Raw genomic sequence first — 19,494 nt, 5'->3', positions numbered from 1 at the left:
CGTCATGACGGCGGTTGATGCGTTGCGGGGAGCGGGGGCGTGGCCTCGGGTACGCCCGTGGTTGCGCTCCGTGATCCTCGGGTTGTGGGTGGTCTGGGCCGCCGCCGCGTGGTGGACGGCGCCCAGGCAGTCCACGTTTTCACAGGCGATCGCCGACGCCGAGGCCGGCCGGACCGTGGCGCACCAGAGCGTCGAGTCGTTCGGTGACGCCAACCGGGCGGCGCTCTGGTTCACGTCGATCAGGCTCACGTCCGGTGGTCAAGAGGAGGGCGTGCTCAGCGACATCCTCGTCTGGCGCACCGGTTTCGGGCGGGTGCACTACGCCCAGGTGCAGCGGTTGGAGGTCGAGAACGGCGGCGTGATCGGGCGCCCGTCAGCCGAGGTCGAGCGGCTGGCAGCGGCGCTCGGGCCTGAGGAGGGCACACCGACCGTCCCGTTCGCGCCGGTGCTGGCCACGGTGATCGCCCTCGTGAGCCTGGCGATCCTGGTCCAGGGGCCGGCACCGGGGCTAGGCACCCGGTGGTTCTGGTTCTTCCTCGGCGGACTGCCGTTCGGGCTCGGGGTGCTGCTCTGGCTCCGCGCCGAACGCCCCTGGACCGAGCCCGAGCCACCGGCGCCCGACAAGAAGACCGGCCAGCCCAAGCGTTACACCGGGCTGACCGGTCTCGGTCTCATGATCCTCACCGGGATCGTGATCTCGATCCTGGTGGCGCTCCTGCGCTCGCTACCCGAGTGGCTGGTGCCGAGCGCCCTACCCTAGGGCTCTCCTGGAGCCCTGCCTCGACCCCAGACACGAAACACGCCTTAGCTGGTCTCGCCGGTCACCGAGAACGAGCTCAGCTTGCGGATGGCCAGCGCCAGGAAGCCGACCGTCACCACGATGCTCATCACGACCGCCACCGGGAACGACACGTTGCCGCTCAGGAGGTCCGATGCCGAGGCCTTGTCGGCGATGGTCAGGGCATACTGCTGCACCGACAGCACGCGGGTGCCGCTGACCAGGTTCGACAGCAGCCCCTCCCAGATGATCACGTAGACCAGGCCCAGCAGCACCGGGCGCCGCGAGATCAGGCTCAGCGCCACGAAGATCGTCGAATAGAGCACGGCGCCGACCGTGGAGCCGACGATCAGGCCGACGCCCAGCCGCGGGCCGGACGCCAGTACGCCCACGATGTAGAACGGGACCGCCGCGCTGGCCGCCGTGACCCCGATCGCCACCAGCAGCTTCGGCACGACGATCTTCCAGCGCGCCAGCGGCTTCGAGAGGATGTGCGTGATCGTGCCATCGTCGATCTCGGCGCCGAGCACGCCGGTGCCGACGATCAGGGAGACGATCGGCAGCAGCGTGATGAAGCCCATCGCGACGAGCACCGGCTGGGCCCACTGCTGCGGGCTGACCCCTTCGAACCGCGGGATGAGCGCGACCCCGATCATCAGGATCGGCAGGGGCAGGAGCAGCAGGAACCGGCGCCGGCCGAGCAGGCCGCGCGTGGTGATCCAGGCGACCGTGGACATCAGGCCTCCACCAGGTAAGAGAAGACGCTTTCGAGGGACTCGTCGGAGGGCAGCAGCCGGCGGACCCGGATGCCTTCCTTGAGCGCGATCCGGGGCAGCGCCCGGGTGAAACTGCCGTAGTCGCCGGCCCGCACCGTCAGCCCGTCCCGCCCGAGGTCGACGCCGTTGACCGACGGCTGGTGCATGAGGGCCACGGCCAGCCGGCGGTCGTCGGTCGACTGCACCGCGAACACGTGCGGCCGGTTGGTCATCAGCCGGCGGATCGTGCGGAAGTCGCCGGACGCCGCGAGCCGGCCGGAGACCATCACCTGCACGGTGCCGGAAAGCTGCTCGACCTCTTCGAGGATGTGCGAGCTGAACAGAATCGTCCGGCCGGCCTGGCCGAGCCGGTGCAGCAGATCCATCATGTGCATCCGCTGCCGCGGGTCCATGCCGTTGAACGGCTCGTCCAGCAGCAGCACGTCGGGCTCGTGCACCAGCGCGGCCGCGACCCGGGCGCGCTGCCGCATGCCCTTGGAGTAGGTGCCGATGCGGCGGTCCTGGAACTCGGCCATCTCGACCAGGCTGAGCGCCCGGGTGGCCGCCGCCGCCGGATCGGGCAGCCCGTGCAGCTTGGCGCTGACCAGCACGAACTCGTGCGCGGTCAGATAAGAGTGCACCGACTCGCGCTCGCTGACGAGGCCCAGCTTGCGGTAGACCGCCGGGTTGCGCCAGGTCGGCTCGCCGTCGACGGTCAGCGTGCCGCGCGAGGGCGGCAGGAACCCGGCCATCATGTGCAGCAGCGTCGTCTTGCCGGCGCCGTTGGGGCCGAGCAGGCCCGTGACGCCGGAGCCGAGCGTCATGGTCACGTCGTTGACGGCGACGACGTTGCCGTACCAGCGGGACACGCCCGTGACGTCGAGGGTCATGACTGCGACACCTTCCGGTAGCGGGCGATCAGGAGCGTCACGCACAGCGCGATCAGGCCGAGCGTGACCGCGGCGTACAGCGGTCCGAACGGACCGATGCCAAGCTCTTCGCTGGAGCTCGTCGGCTCGAAGAGCCAATCGCCGACGCCGCCGACCAGGCTCGCCGGGTTGAACAGCTGCGCGAGCTGGTGCGCCGTCTCGGACGGCAGGATGTAGAACACGCCCACGATCGGCGCGGTGATCAGGAACGTGCCGACGACCGCCGCCGCCGCCACCGCGCGCCGCTTCAGCAGGGACGCGACCAGGACCGCGATGCTGCCGTAGACGATCGCGTAGAGCGCCGTGTAGATCACGCCCAGGCCGGCGTCGCCCAGCTCGTTCATCACGTTGGTGAAACCCTTGACCGAGAACGCGGCCCCGATGAAGACCAGCACCTGGCCGCCGCCCCACACCATGACGATCGCGGAGACCAGGGCCGCCAGCTTGGCCAGCGCGTAGTCGGCCGGGCGCAGCGGGCGCGAGAAATAGAGCGGAAGCACGCCGCTGTGCAGGTCGCGGGAGACCAGCTCCGGTGCGGCGATCGCCACGAACAGCACCATCAGGGTGCCCAGGACCTGCGGCAGCATCGAGTACGAGATGACGACCTCGCCGGTCTGCGCCCGGATCGCCATGATGACGATGCCGACGATCGCGACCACGCTGACGACCAGCCACGGGAAGATCTTCGCCTTGAAGTTGCGACCCAACCCGAACACGGAACGCAGGCTCTGCGTGTAGAGCGCCAGGAACACGTCGCCGCGACCGAGCCGCTCGCCCTCGTACCGCTGGTATCCGATGTCATGGATGACACCCGCGGGGCTAGACATGCGCGGCCTCCCGGTCGGCGAAGAGCTCGGCCACCCGGTGGCGGCGCTGGTCGAGGCGGTGCAGCGGCAGGTCGAGATCGGCCACCGCGGTCAGGATCCGGTCATAGGTCAGATCGTCTTCCAGGGGTACGAGCAGCGCGTGGCCGTCGCGGGAGACCGGCAACCGCATCTCCAGCAGCCGGTGCTCGAGCTCCTGGTCGCCCTCGCTCACCTCGACGACCAGCACGTCGGTCGAGGTGGTCATCGCGGAGACGTTGTCGGAGCGCAGCAGCTTGCCGCCGTCGATCGCGATCAGGTGGTCGCAGATCCGCTCGACCTCGCCGAGCAGGTGCGAGCAGACCACGACGGAGATGCCGAACTCGGTGCCGATCCGCTGCACGAGCGCCAGCATGGCGTCGCGGCCGGCCGGGTCGAGGCCGTTGGTCGGCTCGTCGAGCAGCAGCAGGTCGGGGTCGTGGACGAGCGCCTGGGCCAGCTTCACCCGCTGCTTCATGCCGGTCGAGTAGCCGCCGACCTGGCGGTAGCGCTCCTCGTAGAGGCCGACGTGGCGCAGCGCCTCGGAGGCGCGCTCACGCGCCGTGGTCTTCGGCAGCCCGCTGATCCGGCCGAGGTGCGTGACCAGTTCGGCGGCGCTGAGGTCCGGCGGCAGGCAGTCGTTCTCGGGCATGTAGCCGACCTTCGCCCGGACCCCCATCGGGTCGACGGTCGGGTCCAGCCCGAGCACCTGCACCTTGCCGGACGTCGGTGGCAGCAGCCCGAGCAGGATCTTGATCAAGGTCGACTTGCCGGCGCCGTTGGCGCCGACCAGCCCGATGATCCCCGGCTCGACGCTGACCGTCAGGTCGGACAGCGCGGTGACCCGGCCGCCGTACGTCTTGGTGAGCGACTCGGTCGCGATGAGTGTCACGGGGCTCAGCGTATGACCCAGCGTCACCTTCGTGGATCCGGCGCACCCCTCAGGTCCCGCCTGACTTCTCCCTGAGAACGGTCCTAAGGGATAGGTGGGTCCGACTCGACCCCTCGGGTGGTGGGCTGAGACACTTGGGCGCGGATTGACCGAGGGGGTTGGTTTGAGCGAGCGCGGGTGGCTGATGCCCGACGAGATGCTGCGCGACGCGCCGGCATACAACCCTCGGCCGGGCGAACTCGCCGACCTGGAGCTGCTGCTCACCGGTGCTTACGCGCCGCTGACCGGTTTCCTCGGCCGAGCCGACCTGACCGCGCTCCAGCGGCGCGGGCGGCTCGCCGACGGGACTCCCTGGCCGCTGCCGGTGACCCTGGAGGTCCCCGAGTCGCTGGCCCTCGGCCTCGTCCTGGAGGACCCGGCCCAACGCTCGATCGTGCTCACCGACCAGGAGGGCGCCCCGATCGCGGCGATCGAGGTCGACGACGCCTGGCCGACCCGCGAGGGCCGCTTCGGCGTCGGCGGCATGGTCCGGCAGATCGGCGACGGCCGGCACGGCCCCTTCCAGCGGCTGCGCCGCACGCCCGCCGAGGTCCGCGAGTTGCTCCCGCCCGGCCGGGTGCTCGGGGTGGTCGCCGACCGCCCACTGCACCGGCCGCAACTGGCCCAGATCGCACACGCCGCGCGTACGCTGGCCGCCCATGTCTTGATCTTGATCCCGGTCGGCGACGCCGGCCCCGGCGGCCTGTCGCCGGAGGTCCTGGTCCGCACGGTGTTCGCCGCGCGCGACCGGATGCCGCCCGCGACCCTGGTCGCGGTGCCGCTGGTCCGCCGCGGCGACGAGATCCGCGACGCGCTGCTGCGGGCCCGGGTCGCCGCCGCTTACGGCGTCACCCACCTGCTCTCGACCGGCGAGATGCTCTCCGGCGGCGGCCCGCGGGTCCTGGTGCCACGCGAACTGGCCTACGACAACCGCGACGGCCAGTGGCGCTGGCGCGACGACATCCCGCCGCGCAACCGCCGGTTGGCGCTGTCGAACGACGAGATCGACGACCTGCTCGACCGGGGCTTCCCGCTGCCCGAGTGGCACACGCCGCCGGCGGTGGCCAAGGAGCTCGCGCGGGCCCGCCCGCCCCGCCGCCAACGCGGCCTGGTGGTGTTCCTGACGGGGTTGTCGGGTTCCGGCAAGTCGACGGTCGCGCGGGGCATCGCGGACCACCTGCGCGAGACGGGCGACCGCACGGTGACGCTGCTCGACGGCGACGTCGTGCGCCGGGAACTGTCGGCGGGCCTGGGCTTCAGCAAGGAAGACCGCGACCTCAACATCCGCCGCATCGGCTGGGTGGCGGCCGAGGTGGCAAGGCATCGGGGAATGGCGATCTGCTGCCCGATCGCCCCGTATGCGGAGGCCCGGCGCACGGCCCGCGAGATGGCGACGCTGGCGGGGGCAGGCTTCGTGCTGGTCCACGTGGCGACGCCGCTGGAGGTCTGCGAGATACGGGACCGCAAGGGCCTGTACGCGAAGGCCCGGGCCGGCTTGATCAAGGGCATGACGGGAATCGACGACCCGTACGAGACTCCCCGCGACGCGGAGCTGACGATCGACACGAGCACCCTCAGCGTCGACGAGGCAGTGGGCACGGTCCTGGACTACCTGACCGAGACGGGTTGGGTCGAACCCAAGCACTAGCCTGCCCGCAACGCTCGGATCTGGGTCAGCACTGCGTCGACGTGCGGCCCGACCTGCGCTGCCAGCTCCTCGCTCCAGGTCTCGTCCGCATACGCGGTGGTCAGATACAGGTCCCGGGCGTGCTTGAGGACCGGTCGATGCTTGGGAGCCAGGCGGGCGAGCACGTAGTCGGCGGCGGTCTCCTTGGGCACCACGGCGCCGGTGCTCAGCGTCGTCCAGATGCGGGCGAAGGTCAGCAGCACGTTGCGGGTGTCATGACGCAGGTCCGCGACCAACCCGGGGATACCGTCGACGCTCGCGCGCTCTAGGAGATCCGTGGGCGCCGGGTCGAGCAGGGCTGCGGGTGGGGGTCCGACCAGCGGACGGTCCCCGGCCAGGGCGACCGCGATCTCCAGCACCAGCCCCGGCATCGGTGCCGGGGCGGGGACCAGGCCGGCCCGATACTCAGCACGCAGCCACTCGCCGTAGAGGAAGTCGCCGACCGGCGGGTACCGCCATGGGCGCACCGCGGCCTGGACCACGACGGTGAGCTCCACCGGCCGGGCGCCGACCGCCGCACCGGAGATCGGCAGCAGGCCGGCGACCAATGCCGCGCGCTGGTCCGCATCCAGAGATCGCCGGGTGACGGCGAGGACGTCGACATCGCTGGCCGGTCGTAGCCCACCCATGACCGACGAACCATGCAGGTACGCACCCAGCAGGTCGCCCTGGACGACCTCAGTGACCAACTGGACGACCCGCTCGATCTGGTCCACGTCCGTGATCATCGATCGCCGGGTCACCGTGCCGCAATCGATTAGTTGGCAGTGCCTCAGCCGACCAGGCGCGCGGAGTCAGGCCCTGGCGAACTCGGCGACCACGTCGATGAAGGTCTCCGCCACGGCCGGGAACTCCGGGCGCGGTGGTTCGGGGCAGCCGGGCCGCTCGACGGCGCCGGGCAGGATGCCGAGCAGGGCGTCGACCGTCCGTCGTTGGTGCGTCGCGTTCTCCGGGACCGAGGGGAGCACGCCGACGAATGCGCTTACGGTCGCCAGCTCCTCGTCGGTCTGGCCGCGCAGCGTCTGGCCTGCCAGTAGCGCGTCGATGACCCGCGGTGCGGCGCCGCAGTCGGTGAGGCCCTGGCGGGTGCGCGCGTCCACGTCCGGGTCGCCGGCAGTCGCCGGCCAGGCCAGCAGCAGCCGCGCCACCCGGTCCGGCCGCATCAGGGCCAGGCGCACGGCGGTCGAGCAGCCGTTGGACCCCGCGACCAGCGTGACCATGCGGTCGGGCAGCACCGTTGCGAGTTGGTCGGCCTCGGCCGCCCAGCTCGGTGCCCGGGGCGGGCGATCGGGCGCCAGCACCTCGATGCCGCGCCGTTCCAGGCCGGTCACGATGCCGGGTCGGCGCCAGAAGCGGTCCGCGTCCATGTCGTCGTCCCACAGCCCGCCGTGGATCAGGACGACCGTGCTCATCGGATCGGGGTCAGGCCGGCGAAAGCGAGGCGGAGGAGCTCGTCGACCTGGGCCGGCGACGGGGGGCGGGTGCGCAGCAGCGCGCGGTAGTAGATCGGGCCGTAGAGCAGCTCCACCACGTCGTCGAGGTCCGCGTCGGCGCGTAGTTGGCCCTGGTCCTGTGCCACTTTCAGGCGGTCGCGGGCCGCGTTCACCCGGGGCTTGACCAGGCCGTCCAGGAACGACTTGGCGAGCTCCGGGTCGTCCTGGGCGGCGCCGATCAGGCTCAGGTACGGCGCGAAGAGCGGGCTCGACAGGATCGACGCCACGCCGGCCATCTGGGTGCGGAGGTCGGCCAGGAGGTCGCCCGTGTCCGGGAAGTCGGTCGCCGTGCCGGCCAGCTCGTTGATGCCCTCCTCGACCACCGCCGTCTTCGACGGCCACCAGCGGTAGATCGTCTGCTTGCCCACGCCCGCCCGCTTCGCGATCTCCTCGACCGTCGTGCGGGCCAGGCCCTGCTCCCGGCAGAGGGCCATGGCCGCCTCGATGATCGCTTGGCGCGACCGCTCGCTGCGGCGGTCCAGGTTCGGGCTCATGCGCCGAAGTTTAGCAAGGAGACGAGACGGTCCGTCTTGACGGATGGGTGAACCGGAGCCTAGCGTCGAAAGTGTGCGAGACGATACGTCTCGTCGCGGCTCGCCGTCGTGCGCGCCGACGCCATCCGCGGCGCCGGCTCGCCACCACTGCGGGCCGACGCCGTCCGAACGAAAGGACTCGCCATGAGCGAGGCAGCGACCCGCCGCACCGCCGGCACCTTCGGCATCCTGGCCAGCCTGTTCATCGTCGTGCAGGTGCCGCTCTACTTCCTCTACGAGACGCCGCCCGACTGGGACATCCTGACCCGCAGCCTGGTCGGGATCACCGGATGCACGCTCTACCTCGTCTTCTTCTCCGGCCTGCGTCAGCTCATCCGCACGGTCGACCCCCGCTCGGAATGGCTGGCGAGCCTCGTCCAGGTCGCGGGCGCGCTCTGGGTGGTCATGGTCTTCGTGACCCAGTCCATGGAGGCCGGCGCGGCGATCTCCGTCGACCGCGACATCGACACCACCACCGAGGGCCCGTTCGCCGCGGCCCAGTACCTGATGCAGGGCGGGATCTCCCGCCTGCTGATGGCGCTGCTGCTCATCGCACTGGGCATCGCGGTGGGCCGGCTGCGCTTCCTGCCGACCTGGGTGGGCCGCTCCGCGTACGTCCTGGCGGCGATCAACCTGGCCTTCGTACCCGCGCTGTACTTCGGTGACAACGCCGCCGACTTCTACAGCGCCCAGGGCTGGGGAACCACGGCGAGCATGGGCGCCCTGTGGAGCCTGTGGACGCTCGCGGTCGGCATCTCCACACTCCGCAGCGCCCGCCGAGCGGAGGCGGCGGAGCAACACCCGAACGGCCCGAAGGTCCCGTCCTACGCCTGACCGACAAACCACCGATGTGCCCGGGCCCGAGGGGACCGGGCACATCGGCGCGAGAAGCAGGATCAGGCCCAGTACGCGGGTCGCTCCAGCGCCGTTCCAGCCACACAGGCGACCTTGTTCGGCAGTTGTACCTGCCGGATCTTGGCATCTCCGATCGTGAGGGCGCCGTCCACGGGTCGGCGAAGAACGTTCGATCGGCGTCGGCGTCACGCAACATGCCCACGGCCAGGTTGACGTCGCTCCCCTTCTCTTCATACGACTGCCGCTGCGCCCCACAGCGGTGACAGTTGGTCGTGCGGACCCGGAACCAGACCAACCGGTGGTCGACGACCAAAGAGGCGCCCTGCGTCAGCGTCTGCCCGGCGACCATCTCAACCGCCGCCTTAGTGACTCAGGGTCGGCAACGGCACCGCCGCCCGAAGCGCTCCCGGAGGCTGGGTGGAGATTGAACCCATCCACGTGCGCGATTGCGTAGTGCCCCGACTGCTAGTGTGGACCTACCCCGCCAGGGTTTACGCCCTGGCCCGACGGCCCCCGCGAGGGGGCCGTTTCTATTTGGCTCGAGCGGCCGACAGCAAAGCTTATCGATCTGGCCAGGACCACCCAACTTCTTGCCCGAGTCGCTTGACAGCGCCAGCGGTCCGGGGCATATTCAACCTATGGGTTGATTAACTAAGTGGTTGAGGAAGGCGGGCCTGGTGGATCGGTTGAGCGAAGTGTTCAGCGCACTCGCTGATCCCACGCGGCGGGCGATTTTGGCTCGGCTCGCGGAGGGTGAGGCGACGGTCAACCAGATCGCGGAGCCGTTTCCGATCAGCTTGCAGGCCGTCTCCAAGCACCTGAAGGTGCTCGAGCGGGCCGGGCTGATCACTCGTGGCATACAGGCGCAGTGGCGGCCGTGTCGGCTCGACGCCGCGCCGTTGCGGGGTGTCGCCGAATGGGTGACGGAATACCAGCGCTTCTGGGAGGAGCGCTATGACGAACTGGGCACGTATCTGACGAAGATCCAGAAGGAGAACTGAGATGTCGCAGAACCTGACCGTGACCACACCGTCCGATCTGGAAGTCAAGATGGTGCGTGTGTTCGACGCGCCGCTCGGGCTGGTGTTCGACGCGCATTCCTCGTGCGAGCACGTCAAGCACTGGTGGGGGCGCGGCAATCCGCTCGACTGCGAGATGGACTTCCGGGTCGGCGGCGCCTGGCGCTTCGTCGAGCACGCCCCCGACGGCGACTGGGCGTTCCGCGGCGAGTACCGCGAGATCGAAGCGCCGAACCGGATCGTGCAGACCTTCGAGTTCGAGGGCATGCCCGGCCAGATCTGCGTCGAGACGCTGGAGCTCACCGAGGACGCCGGCAAGACCACCGTCACCAGCGTCACGCGGTTCAACACCAAGGAAGAGCGCGACGGCATGATCGAGTCCGGGATGTCCGAGGGCGCGGGTCAGTCGTACGACGCCCTGGCCGCGTACCTCGCGAAGCTGTCCTAGGGACAACGGCGGGTGCCCCCGACCGAGGGGCACCCGCACCCGTCACTTCAGGTCCACCTGGAAGTTCTGGTCGAGACCGAGCCGGCGGTACGCGGCCAGGCCGTCAGCGGTACGGGTCACCCGCGAGTCCTTGCCACTCTGGTCGGCCGGCGTGTCGAAGTAGACCATCGCCTTCAGGCGCGGGAACAGCGAGAGCTGCTTGGCCACCGAGTCGAACACCTCGGCCTGGTGGTCGCGGTCCTGCGACGAGTACCAGACGCCCCACTCGGCCAGCATGAACGGCTTGTTGGGATGCCGTTGGGCCGCGTAGTTGTAGAAGCCCGGCCAGTTCGGCGCGCTGCTGGACGTGCGGTTCATCAGCTCGCTGAAGTCCCCGTACCCGTACTCACCGGGCACGCTGTGCGCGTAGACGTCCCAGGCCAGCCAGTCGACCACGTCGTCACCGGGATACAGGTCCTCCCACCACGACTGCGTCAGCCAAGGGATGTACGCCATGTGCACCATCACCGACACCAGGTTGGTCACGCCCTGCGCCCGGATGCGGTTGACGACGTACCGGAACATGTTCCGGTAGTCGGTCGCCGTGTAGCCGGAGCCGCTGCTCGCCCGCACGTCGTTCTCCGGCTCGTGGTGCACGGTGAAGAAGAACGGCTCGTTGAAGTTGTCGCGGATGTGCTCGGCCAGCCGGTCCAGGTAGTCGTCGGTGTCCTCGTCGCCGCGGGCGATCTCGGCCCAGCTCGCACCGGTCGGCTTCCAGTTGAGGAAGAGCAGCCGGGGCTTGGCAGGGTCGCGGGCGATCCGCATTTCCATCGAGGTCGGGAAGATCTCGGTGCCCCGGTGGTACGCGTGGTAGATCGCCTGCGTCCGGCCGGTGTCCTCCTCGAAGTCGGCGAGCGCCTCGTCGCGCGGCTGGTCGGTGTGCGCACCAGGTGCCACACCCCAGAGCACCCCACACGTGGGTACGAGCTTCGCCCCCAACGTGCAGCGCGGATCACCCGGCGTGGTGGTCGGGGTCGGGGTGGGCGTGGTCGGCCCAGCGGTCGGCGACACGGTCGGGCTGGTGGTCGGAGCCGGCGTGGTCGGAGTCGGGTTGGTGGTCGGAGTCGGTCCAGTCGTCGGGGTCGGGTTGGTGGTCGGAGTTGGAGCGGGCGTGGTCGGATCGGTCGTCGGTGTCGGAGCGGGAGTCGTCGGAGTGGGAGTCGTCGGAGTCGGCGCCGGCGTCGTCGGGTCGTCCGTCGGGTCAGGATCCGGCAGGCCGGGGAGGTCGGGCAGGTCCGGCAGCGGAGGCAGGCTCGGCCGCGGGAACGAGGGCACGCCGGGCACGTCGTCGAGGTCGGGCACGCCGGGCACGTCGTCCGGGTCCGGAATGCCGGGCGCGCCGCCACCACCGGGAATCCCCGGCACCCCGCCGCCACCGCCCAGCCACGGCAGCACCGCGTCCTGCCAGGACACCCGCAGCGTCGGCTCGATCCGCCCCTGCGCCGGGCGCACGCCGTCGGCGTCGAAGAAATCGGCCAGCCCGCCGCCGGGCGCGGTCACGGCGAACGCGTACGTCCCCCGGCCCTTGATCGCCTTGGAGACGTCGAACTTCACGGACCGGTCGGAGCGCCCGGGCCGGGCCGCGGCGATCACGGAACCCAGCCGGGGTGCGCTGCGCCGGTCCAGCCGGTCCTCCAGCCACGAGGTCCCCGGCACCTGGCTGAGCTCGATCAGCGGCGGCAGCGCGCCCGCCCGCCGGGTCAGCGTGATCTCGGCGCCGGCCGGCTTGCGCGCCGCCCGCTGGCTGGTCACGTCGAACTTGAGGTACGTGACCGCGGCACCGCCACCGATGCCACCGGCGACCAACTGGAGGCGGCCGCTGTTGGGCCCGTCGGCGACGGTGGTGGTGTAGCCGTCGGCGCTGGCCGGCAGTTGGAGGTCGGGATTGGACCCGAGGGCGCCACCGACGACGCCCAGCAGGATGGCGAAGCCGGTGAGGCCGGCCGCGATCGCGGTCCGGACGCCGAGTGGTCTGACCATCAGGTTCCCTCCATCGTGACGCCTGTGCACCGGCGTGGCTGATGGTGCTCACGTCCGACTTTATCCAAAATCAGCTACTTGGGAGCATTAGCGGTTTTTATGGGTGACTGACTAGTACGCCCTATGTACTATTTCGTCCCCCCACGGGCGAGTTACGCGATACCCGGCCCGCCCGTTGAACCTCCCGTGGAAACCACCGGCCCCACCGCGCCCGACCTGTCCGACTACCTCGGCCTGCTCCGCCGGCAGTGGTGGCTGGTGGTGCTCGGCTGCGTTCTCGGCGTCGGCGCCGGCTTCGGCGCCACCCAGGTCATGCCGAAGACCTACGAGTCGGTCACCTCGGTGCTCGTCCAGCCCGCCGGCCAGGACACGAACGTCGCCGGCGGCCGGACCAAGGGCGACATCAACCTCGACACCGAGGCGCAACTGGTCGGCTCGACCCAGATCGCGGTCGGCGCGGCCGACCTGCTGCGCTCCGGCGACGCGCCGGACGTGCTGGCCAAGGGCGTCTCGGTCACCGTCCCGCCGAACACCGCGGTCCTGGAGATCACCTACAAGGCGCCGGACCCGGCCCGGGCCCAAACCGGGTCGCACGCCTTCGCCGAGGCGTACCTGCGCAACCGCGAGGCCAGCGCCCAGGCCGGCATCGACGCGCAGATCTCCGCGCTGAACAGCAAGGTCAAGCAGCTCAACACCAGCCTCACTCAGATCAACTCCAAGCTGGCCGACCTGCCGCGGGACAGCGCGTCGCGGCCGAGCCTGGAGAGCCAGCGGAGCACCAACCAGAGCCAGCTCAACTCGATCAGCGGCAAGCTCAACGACCTGACCACCGAGACGGTCAGCGCTGGCAAGATCATTAGTGACGCGCAGCTGCCGACGTCGCCGAGCAAGCCCAACGGCAAGCTCAACCTGGCCACCGGCGCGATGCTCGGCCTGCTGCTCGGGCTGTCCGTCGCCGTGGTCCGGGAGCGCCTCGACCGCCGGGTGCGCGCGGCCGCCGACGTGGAGCGGGTGGCCCGGGTGCCCGTGCTCGCCGAGCTCACGCTGGCCAGTGGGCCACAGCTCGACGAGGTCTTCCAGCCGTACGCCACCGGCGGCCGCACCTTCAACCGCCTGCGCAACGAGGTGCTGGCCAGCCTGCGTCCCGAGGACCGGGTCGTGGTCGTCGCGGGCGCCAGCCGGGGCGTGGCGTCCACCCTGGTCGCCGCGAACCTGGCCGCCGCGATGGCCCGCAGCGGCAGCGAGGTGCTGCTGCTCGGCGCCCACCTGCCGGACAGCCTGGTGGACGCCGCGCCGCTGGCCCGGCTGTTCGGGGTCGGAGCGACGCCGGGCCTCGGCGACGTGCTGACCGGCAAGGTCCCGCTCCGGGCGGCGGTGCAGCGGGCACCCCGCGTGCCGTCGCTGCGGGTGATCACCACTGGCGGCACCGGCAGCGCCGGCGGGCTGCTCCAGTCGCAGGCGCTGCGGCAGGCGCTCGGCCAGCTCCGCCGCCGCGACTGGTACGTGGTGATCGACGCGCCCTCCACCGCCAGCAGCGCCGACGCGCAGAGCCTGGCCCGCCTGGCCGACGCGGCGATCCTGACCGTCGAGCTGCGGCGCACCCGCCGGCCGGAGGTCGTCGACGCGGTCGCCCAGCTCACCCGGGTCGGCACTCCGCTGCTCGGCACCGTGGTCATTCCCCGGCTGGTGGCCGCGGCCGAGACCCAGTCCGGCCTCGGTGACGACGACGCCGACTTCAGCCACGACGAGGACACCCCGGACTTCGACGACCTGCGCGACCTCGACCCCTCGGGCGACGTCCTGCGGGACCAGCGCGACCAAAGGGACCAGCGAGACCAGCGCGGCGAGCGTGGCGACAAGGGCCGCGACGTGCCGCGTACCCGGCCCGCCGGTGCCGAGGACGACTCCGGCGACCTGAGCATCGCGGGTGTCACCCTCCCCGGCGGCCAGCCCAGGCTGCGCAACCGGCCCACGCCTCCCCGGCGCCCGGGCCGCGCCAAGCCCGAGGACCCCGACACCGCGGTGCTGCGCCGGCTCGACGGCGAGACCCTCCGCGACATGGACCGCGCCGCCAACAATGGTCAGCACACCGCTTCGTGACCGCGGCCGCCCCGCTACGGCGCGGCGGCCGCTGGCACCGGACGTCTGGCTTCCCGCCTGGCCGCTCACCGGAATCCTGCTGCTCTATCCACTGTGGTGGGCGCTCGGCCTCGGCGTCCTGATCTTCCCGCTGGCCGCCGTGCCGATGGCCTGGTACCTGGTCAAGGTCCATACCGCCGGGCGGGCCGTACGCCTGCCTCCCGGTTTCGCGTTCTGGGTCGTGTTCCTGGCCGTGCTGGTGATCGGCGTGGCCGTGCTCGGCGCCGACCCGACCGGCACGGTGCCCGAGCGCGGGATCGAACGCATCCCCGGCGTGCTGTTCCGGCTCGGCGAGTACGCGGCGCTGACCGTGCTGCTGCTCTACGCCGGCAACCTGACCGAGCGCGAGCTGCCGATCGCCAAGCTGGTCCGGCAGCTCGCCTGGCTGTTCGTCGTCACGGTGGCCGGCGGCCTGCTCGGCGTCTTCGCGGGCACGTTCGAGTTCACCTCGCCGATCGAGCTGCTGCTGCCGGAGCACATCCGCGACAAGGGCTTCATCCGGAGCCTGGTCCACCCGTACGCGGCCCAGATCCACGACATCCTCGGCGACGACCGGCCGCGCCCGGCGGCGCCGTGGGGCTACACGAACACCTGGGGCAACAACTTCTGCCTGCTGATGGTCTGGTTCTGCGCGGCCGTGTTCGGCTCGGTCAGCCGTCGCCGGACCAAGGTGCTCGCCGTCGCCTGCATCGCGGTCTCCGTCATCCCCGTGGTGATCTCGCTGAACCGGGGGCTGTGGATCGGCCTCGGCGTCGCGGCCATCTACGCGGCCGTCCGCCTCGCCCTCGCCGGGCGGATCTGGGTGATCGGCGTGCTGGTCGCCGCAATCGCCGCGGTCGGCGCCGCCCTGGCGGTCACCCCGCTGGGCGACGTCGTCAACGCCCGGCTCGACAACGGCAAGTCCAACGGCGTCCGCTCGTACCTGGTCGAGCGGGCGGTGACCGGCGCGGTCGAGTCGCCGCTGATCGGCTTCGGGTCGACCCGGACCACGATCGGTGGGCGCAACTCGATCACCGTGGGCGAGAGCCACGACTGCGAGCGGTGCGGCAACTTCACCATCGGTGGCAACGGCCAGTTCTGGCAGCTCATCTTCGCCCACGGCGCGATCGGCACGCTGGGCTACCTGGGCTTCTTCGGCTACGGACTCTGGCGGTTCCGGCGGGACCGCAGCCCGGTCGGCATCGCCGGCGGCTGCGCGCTGGTCGGCTCGTTCGTCGCGATGTTCTGGTACAACACGCTGGTCACCCCGCTGGCGTTCATGTTCCTCGCGTACGCGCTGCTCTGGCGCAACGCGCATCAGCCCCGGGAGAAGAGCGGAGTGACCCCTTGAGCCCTGTCGCCACGGCGCCGGCCCACCTGCGCGCGCGGGACGCCCAGCTACGTGCGGCCTACCTGCGCGAAGTGCTGGACCTGCTGTATCCGGCGCCCTGCTTCACCGACGGGGCTCCGGGCGACGACACCGACGGCCGGGTCGCCGGCACCGCGGTGGCCGACTACCTGGTGGTGCCGGACGCGCGGCGGCCCCGGCTGCTGGTGCCGGCCCGGTCCAGGCGGATCGCCGCCGCCGCGGTCCGCCGCTACGCCGAGCCGCAGAGCCGCATCGCCAAGCTCAAGCGGGACGCGGTGGTCACCGCGCTGCGCAGCGGGGCGAGCGGGCTGCTGTTGCGCGACCGGATCCGGGTGTACGGGCCGGATGCCGAGACCATCGACGGCTACCTGCGGCGCGTGCTCGGCGCCGACGTCGCGCTGAGCATCCACATCGGACCGGCGCGGGCCAACCGCAAACCCGTGCTCCAGCTCATCGCCCGGGACGGTCGTACCGTCGGCTTCGGCAAGATGGGCACCGGACCGCTGACCCGCCGGCTGGTGCGGGCCGAGACCTCGGCACTGCAGGCGCTCTCGCATGCCGTGGTCGACGACGTCACGATCCCGAGCGTGCTGCACAGCGGCGAGTGGCGGGGCCACCAGGTGCTGATCCAGAGCGCGCTGCCGGTCTGGCAACCGCGGGCGCCGCTGAGCGCCGAACGGCTGGCCGCCGCCCAGCGGGCGGTCGCGCTGTGCTGCGGCACCTCGAAGGGCTGGCTGTCGACGAGCCCGTACTGGTCGGAGCTGCGCGAGCGGCTGGCCGGGGTGGCCGACCGGCCGGACGGTGCCGCGCTGGCCGCGGCCGCCCGCGACCTGGCCGCCCGGGCCGGCGACACCGACCTGCGCTTCGGCTCCTGGCACGGCGACTGGGCGCCGTGGAACATGGCCGCGCTGGCCGGATCGCTGCTGGTCTGGGACTGGGAACGGTTCACCCTGGGCGTGCCGATGGGTTTCGACGCGCTGCACTACGAGCTCCAGCGCCGGATCCAGACCGACCCCGACGCGGCCGCCGCCGTCGAGCGCACCGTCACCCGGGCGCCACGGCTGCTCGCGCCGTTCGAGGTGCCCCGGGCGGCGGCCGAGCTCACCGCCCTGCTCTACCTGATCGACCTGGCCGCCCGATATCTCGCCGACCGGCAGGCCGAGGCCGGTGCCCGGCTCGGCGTGCTCGGCACCTGGCTGCTGCCCGTACTCGTCCGCCGTGTGGAGGCGTTCCGGTGAAGTCCTCGCATGTCCCGACCCCGGTGAAGCGGGTCGTCCACTTCGGATCCCGGTCGTACGGGCGGATCACCGCTCCGGCCCGGATGCTGCCGTCGTTCCTGATCTGCGGCGGCCAGCGCTGCGGCACGACCTCGCTGTACCGCGCGCTGGCCGCCCACCCGGTGGTGCTCAAGGCCGTGCTGCACAAGGGCGTGCACTACTTCGACACCTCTTATCAGCACGGGCTGTCGTGGTATCGCGGCCACTTTCCGTTGCAGCGCACGGCCGACAAGGTGGCGGAGCGGTTCGGGGTGCCGGCGCAGACCTTCGAGTCGAGCCCGTACTACATGTACCACCCCCACGCGGTCGCCCGGATCGCCCGCGACCTGCCAGGCGTCAAGCTGGTCACGCTGGTCCGCGACCCGGTCGAGCGTGCCTACTCGCAGCACGCGCACGAGCTCGCCCGTGGGTTCGAGGCGGAGCCGTCGTTCGCCCGGGCGCTCGCGCTCGAGCCGGGCCGGCTGCACGGCCAGGAGGAGCGGCTCGCCGACGACCCGACGTACTACAGCTTCGCCCACCAGCACCACGCCTACCGGGCCCGCGGCGAGTACGCCACGTACCTGTCGGCGATCGCCGGGCGGATCGGCCGCGACCGCGTGCTGGTGGTGGAGAGCGAGCGGTTCTTCGCCACGCCGGAAGACGTCTACGACGAGGTGCTGGCGTTCCTGGGGCTGCCGAACATGGGCTACCCGGCCTTCGAGCGGCACAACGCCCGGCCCCGCGAGTCCGGTATGGACGAACGGACCCGCCGGGACCTGACCGGACATTTCGCGGCGTACGACGACCGCCTGACCGAATGGCTCGGCCACCCGCCGGTCTGGCGCCGATGACCGCGCCCCCGGCGCTCCCCGCGTTCGCCGAATCGCCCGCCGACCCGCCTGAAACCGCAGCGGCGGCGACGAAGAAGGCGATCGGCGGTGTCGCCCGGGGCGGGGTGGCGGGGATCCTCGGTGCGGGCGTGGCCGGGTTGGCCGGACTCGCGGTCACCTGGCTGGTCGCGCACCGGCTCGGTCCGGAGCACGCGGGCGCGTTCTTCGCCGCCACGGCCGCGTTCGTGCTCACCTCGACACTGGCCAAGCTCGGCACCCAGACCGGGCTGGTGTACTGGCCGGCCCGGCTGCGCGCCCGTGGACACGGTTTCCTGCTGGGCGCCTGCCTGCGCAGCGCGTTCGCCCCCGTGGTCTGCGCGGCGCTGGCGGTCGGCGTGCTGCTGTTCGTGGCCGCGCCCGACCTGGCCCGGCTGACCGCCGGGGACGCCGCACCGGCGGTACACGCCGAGCTGGTCACCCAGCTCCGCCTGCTGGCCGTGTTCGTGCCGTTGGCCGTGCTGTCCGACACGCTGCTCGCGGCCACCCGCGGCTACCGGCTGATCCGGCCGACCGTGCTGCTCGACAAGCTGGTCCGGCCCGGGCTCCAGACGGTCGGCGTCGCGGCGGTGGCGGTCAGCGGGGCAGCGAGCCCGAGCCTGTTCGCGCTCGCCTGGGCGCTGCCGTACGTCCCGACCGCGCTGCTCGCCGGCTACGCGCTGCATCGCGCGCACACCAAGACGATGGCCGACATCGTGCCGACCCGGGTGAAGCGCTCGCACCGGGCCAGCATGCGGCGGGCGTTCTGGCGGTTCACCGGGCCGCGCTCGATCGCCTCCGTCGCGCAGCTCGCCCTGCAACGGGTCGACGTGCTGCTCGTCGCGGCGTTGGCCGGGCTCGGTGCCGCCGGCCTGTACGCGGTCGCCGGGCGGTTCGTCGTGCTGGGCCAGTTCGCCAACCAGGGCATCTCGCAGGCCGTGCAGCCCCGGCTGGCCGAAGCGCTCGCCCTCAAGGACCGCACGGCCGCGAACACCCTCTACCAGACCGCGACCGGCTGGCTCGTGCTGCTCACCTGGCCGCTCTACCTGCTGGTGATGACGTACGCACCCGCGTACCTGGGCATCTTCGGCTCCGCCTACCGCGACGCGGCCACGATCGTCGTGGTGCTGGCGGCCGCGATGCTCGTGGCGACCGGCTGCGGAATGGTCGACATCGTGCTGTCCATGGCCGGGCGGACCGCCTGGAACCTGGGCAACGTGCTGGTCGCGCTCGGCCTGACGATCGCGCTCGACCTCGCCCTGATACCCAAGCTCGGCGCGCTCGGCGCCGCGATCGGGCTGGCCGCCGCGGTGGTGGCCAACAACGTGCTGCCGCTCGCCCAGGTCGGGTTCGGGCTGGGCCTGCACCCGTTCGGCGCCGGCTGGCTGTCCGCGGCCGGTGTCACGGTGCTCAGCTTCGGCGTCGCGCCCCGGATCGTGGGGTTCGCCCTCGGCACCGGAGCCGTCGCCACGGTGACCGCCCTGGGTGTAGCGGTCACCACGTATCTGGCGGGCGTCCGCCTCCTGCGCGGGCCGCTCGCGTTGGACGCCTTGAAGGCGCTGCGCCCTGGTCGCCGCAAGAAGCGGTGACCCACGC

Annotated in this window: 18 protein-coding genes; 10 read left to right on the top strand and 8 right to left on the bottom strand. The window is 71.5% G+C overall.

Going from position 1 to position 19,494, the window contains the following annotated elements:
• Positions 1-4: 4 nt before the first annotated feature.
• Positions 5-760, top strand: a complete 756-nt coding sequence (locus tag CHC05_RS04985) for a hypothetical protein (protein ID WP_144022479.1) — start codon at positions 5-7, stop codon at positions 758-760.
• Between the two features lie 44 nt (positions 761-804).
• Here CHC05_RS04985 and CHC05_RS04980 read toward each other — a convergent pair whose 3' ends face one another.
• Genes CHC05_RS04980 through CHC05_RS04965 form a run of 4 tightly spaced genes read right to left on the bottom strand, consistent with a single transcriptional unit; the run spans position 805 to position 4,196 of the window.
• Complete coding sequence (locus CHC05_RS04980) at positions 805-1,515, bottom strand: ABC transporter permease (protein WP_089245154.1); 711 nt, start codon at positions 1,513-1,515, stop codon at positions 805-807.
• Positions 1,515-2,423 (bottom strand): ABC transporter ATP-binding protein, encoded by a 909-nt coding sequence (locus CHC05_RS04975; RefSeq protein WP_089245152.1) that lies wholly within the window; start codon positions 2,421-2,423, stop codon positions 1,515-1,517. The genes CHC05_RS04980 and CHC05_RS04975 overlap by 1 nt, the downstream gene beginning before the upstream one ends.
• The gene (locus CHC05_RS04970) at positions 2,420-3,289 is read right to left on the bottom strand and encodes an ABC transporter permease (protein WP_089245150.1); all 870 of its coding nucleotides are present in this window, start codon (positions 3,287-3,289) and stop codon (positions 2,420-2,422) included. The genes CHC05_RS04975 and CHC05_RS04970 overlap by 4 nt, the downstream gene beginning before the upstream one ends.
• Positions 3,282-4,196, bottom strand: coding sequence for an ABC transporter ATP-binding protein (locus CHC05_RS04965; RefSeq protein WP_089245148.1), 915 nt, complete (start codon positions 4,194-4,196; stop codon positions 3,282-3,284). Before CHC05_RS04965 ends, CHC05_RS04970 begins: the two co-directional genes overlap by 8 nt.
• A gap of 184 nt (positions 4,197-4,380) precedes the next feature.
• Here CHC05_RS04965 and cysC point away from each other — a divergent pair, with 184 nt between their 5' ends.
• Positions 4,381-5,883 (top strand): adenylyl-sulfate kinase, encoded by a 1,503-nt coding sequence (cysC, locus tag CHC05_RS04960; protein WP_089245146.1) that lies wholly within the window; start codon positions 4,381-4,383, stop codon positions 5,881-5,883.
• On the opposite strand, the gene CHC05_RS04955 is transcribed toward cysC, so the two are convergent.
• The 3 genes from CHC05_RS04955 to CHC05_RS04945 form a co-directional block, all read right to left on the bottom strand.
• Positions 5,880-6,650, bottom strand: a complete 771-nt coding sequence (locus tag CHC05_RS04955) for an aminoglycoside adenylyltransferase domain-containing protein (protein WP_089245144.1) — start codon at positions 6,648-6,650, stop codon at positions 5,880-5,882. The two genes, cysC and CHC05_RS04955, sit on opposite strands and share 4 nt — an antisense overlap.
• Before the next feature lie 66 nt (positions 6,651-6,716).
• The gene (locus CHC05_RS04950; protein WP_089245141.1) at positions 6,717-7,334 is read right to left on the bottom strand and encodes an alpha/beta fold hydrolase; all 618 of its coding nucleotides are present in this window, start codon (positions 7,332-7,334) and stop codon (positions 6,717-6,719) included.
• Positions 7,331-7,909: a TetR/AcrR family transcriptional regulator gene (locus CHC05_RS04945; RefSeq protein ID WP_089245139.1), complete on the bottom strand. Its 579-nt coding sequence runs from the start codon at positions 7,907-7,909 to the stop codon at positions 7,331-7,333. Before CHC05_RS04945 ends, CHC05_RS04950 begins: the two co-directional genes overlap by 4 nt.
• Positions 7,910-8,092: 183 nt before the next feature.
• Here CHC05_RS04945 and CHC05_RS04940 point away from each other — a divergent pair, with 183 nt between their 5' ends.
• From CHC05_RS04940 to CHC05_RS04930, 3 genes are all read left to right on the top strand, one after another.
• Complete coding sequence (locus tag CHC05_RS04940; protein WP_144022478.1) at positions 8,093-8,782, top strand: hypothetical protein; 690 nt, start codon at positions 8,093-8,095, stop codon at positions 8,780-8,782.
• Between the two features lie 695 nt (positions 8,783-9,477).
• Positions 9,478-9,804, top strand: a complete 327-nt coding sequence (locus tag CHC05_RS04935) for an ArsR/SmtB family transcription factor (RefSeq protein WP_089246102.1) — start codon at positions 9,478-9,480, stop codon at positions 9,802-9,804.
• Between the two features lies 1 nt (position 9,805).
• Positions 9,806-10,270 (top strand): SRPBCC family protein, encoded by a 465-nt coding sequence (locus CHC05_RS04930; protein ID WP_089245135.1) that lies wholly within the window; start codon positions 9,806-9,808, stop codon positions 10,268-10,270.
• A 42-nt stretch (positions 10,271-10,312) separates the two neighbouring features.
• On the opposite strand, the gene CHC05_RS40520 is transcribed toward CHC05_RS04930, so the two are convergent.
• Complete coding sequence (locus CHC05_RS40520; RefSeq protein ID WP_144022477.1) at positions 10,313-12,289, bottom strand: glycoside hydrolase family 26 protein; 1,977 nt, start codon at positions 12,287-12,289, stop codon at positions 10,313-10,315.
• Positions 12,290-12,475: 186 nt separating this feature from the next.
• Here CHC05_RS40520 and CHC05_RS04920 point away from each other — a divergent pair, with 186 nt between their 5' ends.
• The 5 genes from CHC05_RS04920 to CHC05_RS04900 are packed head-to-tail and all read left to right on the top strand — an operon-like array spanning position 12,476 to position 19,487.
• Positions 12,476-14,389, top strand: a complete 1,914-nt coding sequence (locus CHC05_RS04920) for a Wzz/FepE/Etk N-terminal domain-containing protein (RefSeq protein WP_089245133.1) — start codon at positions 12,476-12,478, stop codon at positions 14,387-14,389.
• Positions 14,367-15,758 (top strand): O-antigen ligase family protein, encoded by a 1,392-nt coding sequence (locus CHC05_RS04915; RefSeq protein ID WP_245870665.1) that lies wholly within the window; start codon positions 14,367-14,369, stop codon positions 15,756-15,758. The genes CHC05_RS04920 and CHC05_RS04915 overlap by 23 nt, the downstream gene beginning before the upstream one ends.
• A complete protein-coding gene (locus tag CHC05_RS04910; protein ID WP_089245131.1) occupies positions 15,755-17,014 on the top strand; it encodes a hypothetical protein in 1,260 nt (419 codons plus the stop codon). The genes CHC05_RS04915 and CHC05_RS04910 overlap by 4 nt, the downstream gene beginning before the upstream one ends.
• Positions 17,011-17,883 (top strand): sulfotransferase, encoded by an 873-nt coding sequence (locus CHC05_RS04905; protein ID WP_089245129.1) that lies wholly within the window; start codon positions 17,011-17,013, stop codon positions 17,881-17,883. Before CHC05_RS04910 ends, CHC05_RS04905 begins: the two co-directional genes overlap by 4 nt.
• Positions 17,880-19,487 (top strand): lipopolysaccharide biosynthesis protein, encoded by a 1,608-nt coding sequence (locus CHC05_RS04900; RefSeq protein WP_144022476.1) that lies wholly within the window; start codon positions 17,880-17,882, stop codon positions 19,485-19,487. Before CHC05_RS04905 ends, CHC05_RS04900 begins: the two co-directional genes overlap by 4 nt.
• Positions 19,488-19,494: the final 7 nt, after the last annotated feature.

The organism is Asanoa hainanensis (genome assembly GCF_900188485.1).
Taxonomy (GTDB): Bacteria; Actinomycetota; Actinomycetes; order Mycobacteriales; family Micromonosporaceae; genus Asanoa; species Asanoa hainanensis.
The sequence above is the reverse complement of the archived record's forward strand: the minus strand, read 5'-3'. Positions and strand labels throughout refer to the sequence as shown.

What these genes read in the sequence shown, in the direction of transcription:
- CHC05_RS40520 (WP_144022477.1), bottom strand. Translation starts at nt 12,289, where the DNA reads ATGGTCAGACCACTCGGCGTCCGGACCGCGATCGCGGCCGGCCTCACC.
- CHC05_RS04975 (WP_089245152.1), bottom strand. Translation starts at nt 2,423, where the DNA reads ATGACCCTCGACGTCACGGGCGTGTCCCGCTGGTACGGCAACGTCGTC.
- CHC05_RS04950 (WP_089245141.1), bottom strand. Translation starts at nt 7,334, where the DNA reads ATGAGCACGGTCGTCCTGATCCACGGCGGGCTGTGGGACGACGACATG.
- cysC (WP_089245146.1), top strand. Translation starts at nt 4,381, where the DNA reads ATGCCCGACGAGATGCTGCGCGACGCGCCGGCATACAACCCTCGGCCG.
- CHC05_RS04900 (WP_144022476.1), top strand. Translation starts at nt 17,880, where the DNA reads ATGACCGCGCCCCCGGCGCTCCCCGCGTTCGCCGAATCGCCCGCCGAC.
- CHC05_RS04940 (WP_144022478.1), top strand. Translation starts at nt 8,093, where the DNA reads ATGAGCGAGGCAGCGACCCGCCGCACCGCCGGCACCTTCGGCATCCTG.
- CHC05_RS04945 (WP_089245139.1), bottom strand. Translation starts at nt 7,909, where the DNA reads ATGAGCCCGAACCTGGACCGCCGCAGCGAGCGGTCGCGCCAAGCGATC.
- CHC05_RS04915 (WP_245870665.1), top strand. Translation starts at nt 14,367, where the DNA reads ATGGTCAGCACACCGCTTCGTGACCGCGGCCGCCCCGCTACGGCGCGG.
- CHC05_RS04955 (WP_089245144.1), bottom strand. Translation starts at nt 6,650, where the DNA reads ATGATCACGGACGTGGACCAGATCGAGCGGGTCGTCCAGTTGGTCACT.
- CHC05_RS04970 (WP_089245150.1), bottom strand. Translation starts at nt 3,289, where the DNA reads ATGTCTAGCCCCGCGGGTGTCATCCATGACATCGGATACCAGCGGTAC.
- CHC05_RS04980 (WP_089245154.1), bottom strand. Translation starts at nt 1,515, where the DNA reads ATGTCCACGGTCGCCTGGATCACCACGCGCGGCCTGCTCGGCCGGCGC.
- CHC05_RS04930 (WP_089245135.1), top strand. Translation starts at nt 9,806, where the DNA reads ATGTCGCAGAACCTGACCGTGACCACACCGTCCGATCTGGAAGTCAAG.
- CHC05_RS04985 (WP_144022479.1), top strand. Translation starts at nt 5, where the DNA reads ATGACGGCGGTTGATGCGTTGCGGGGAGCGGGGGCGTGGCCTCGGGTA.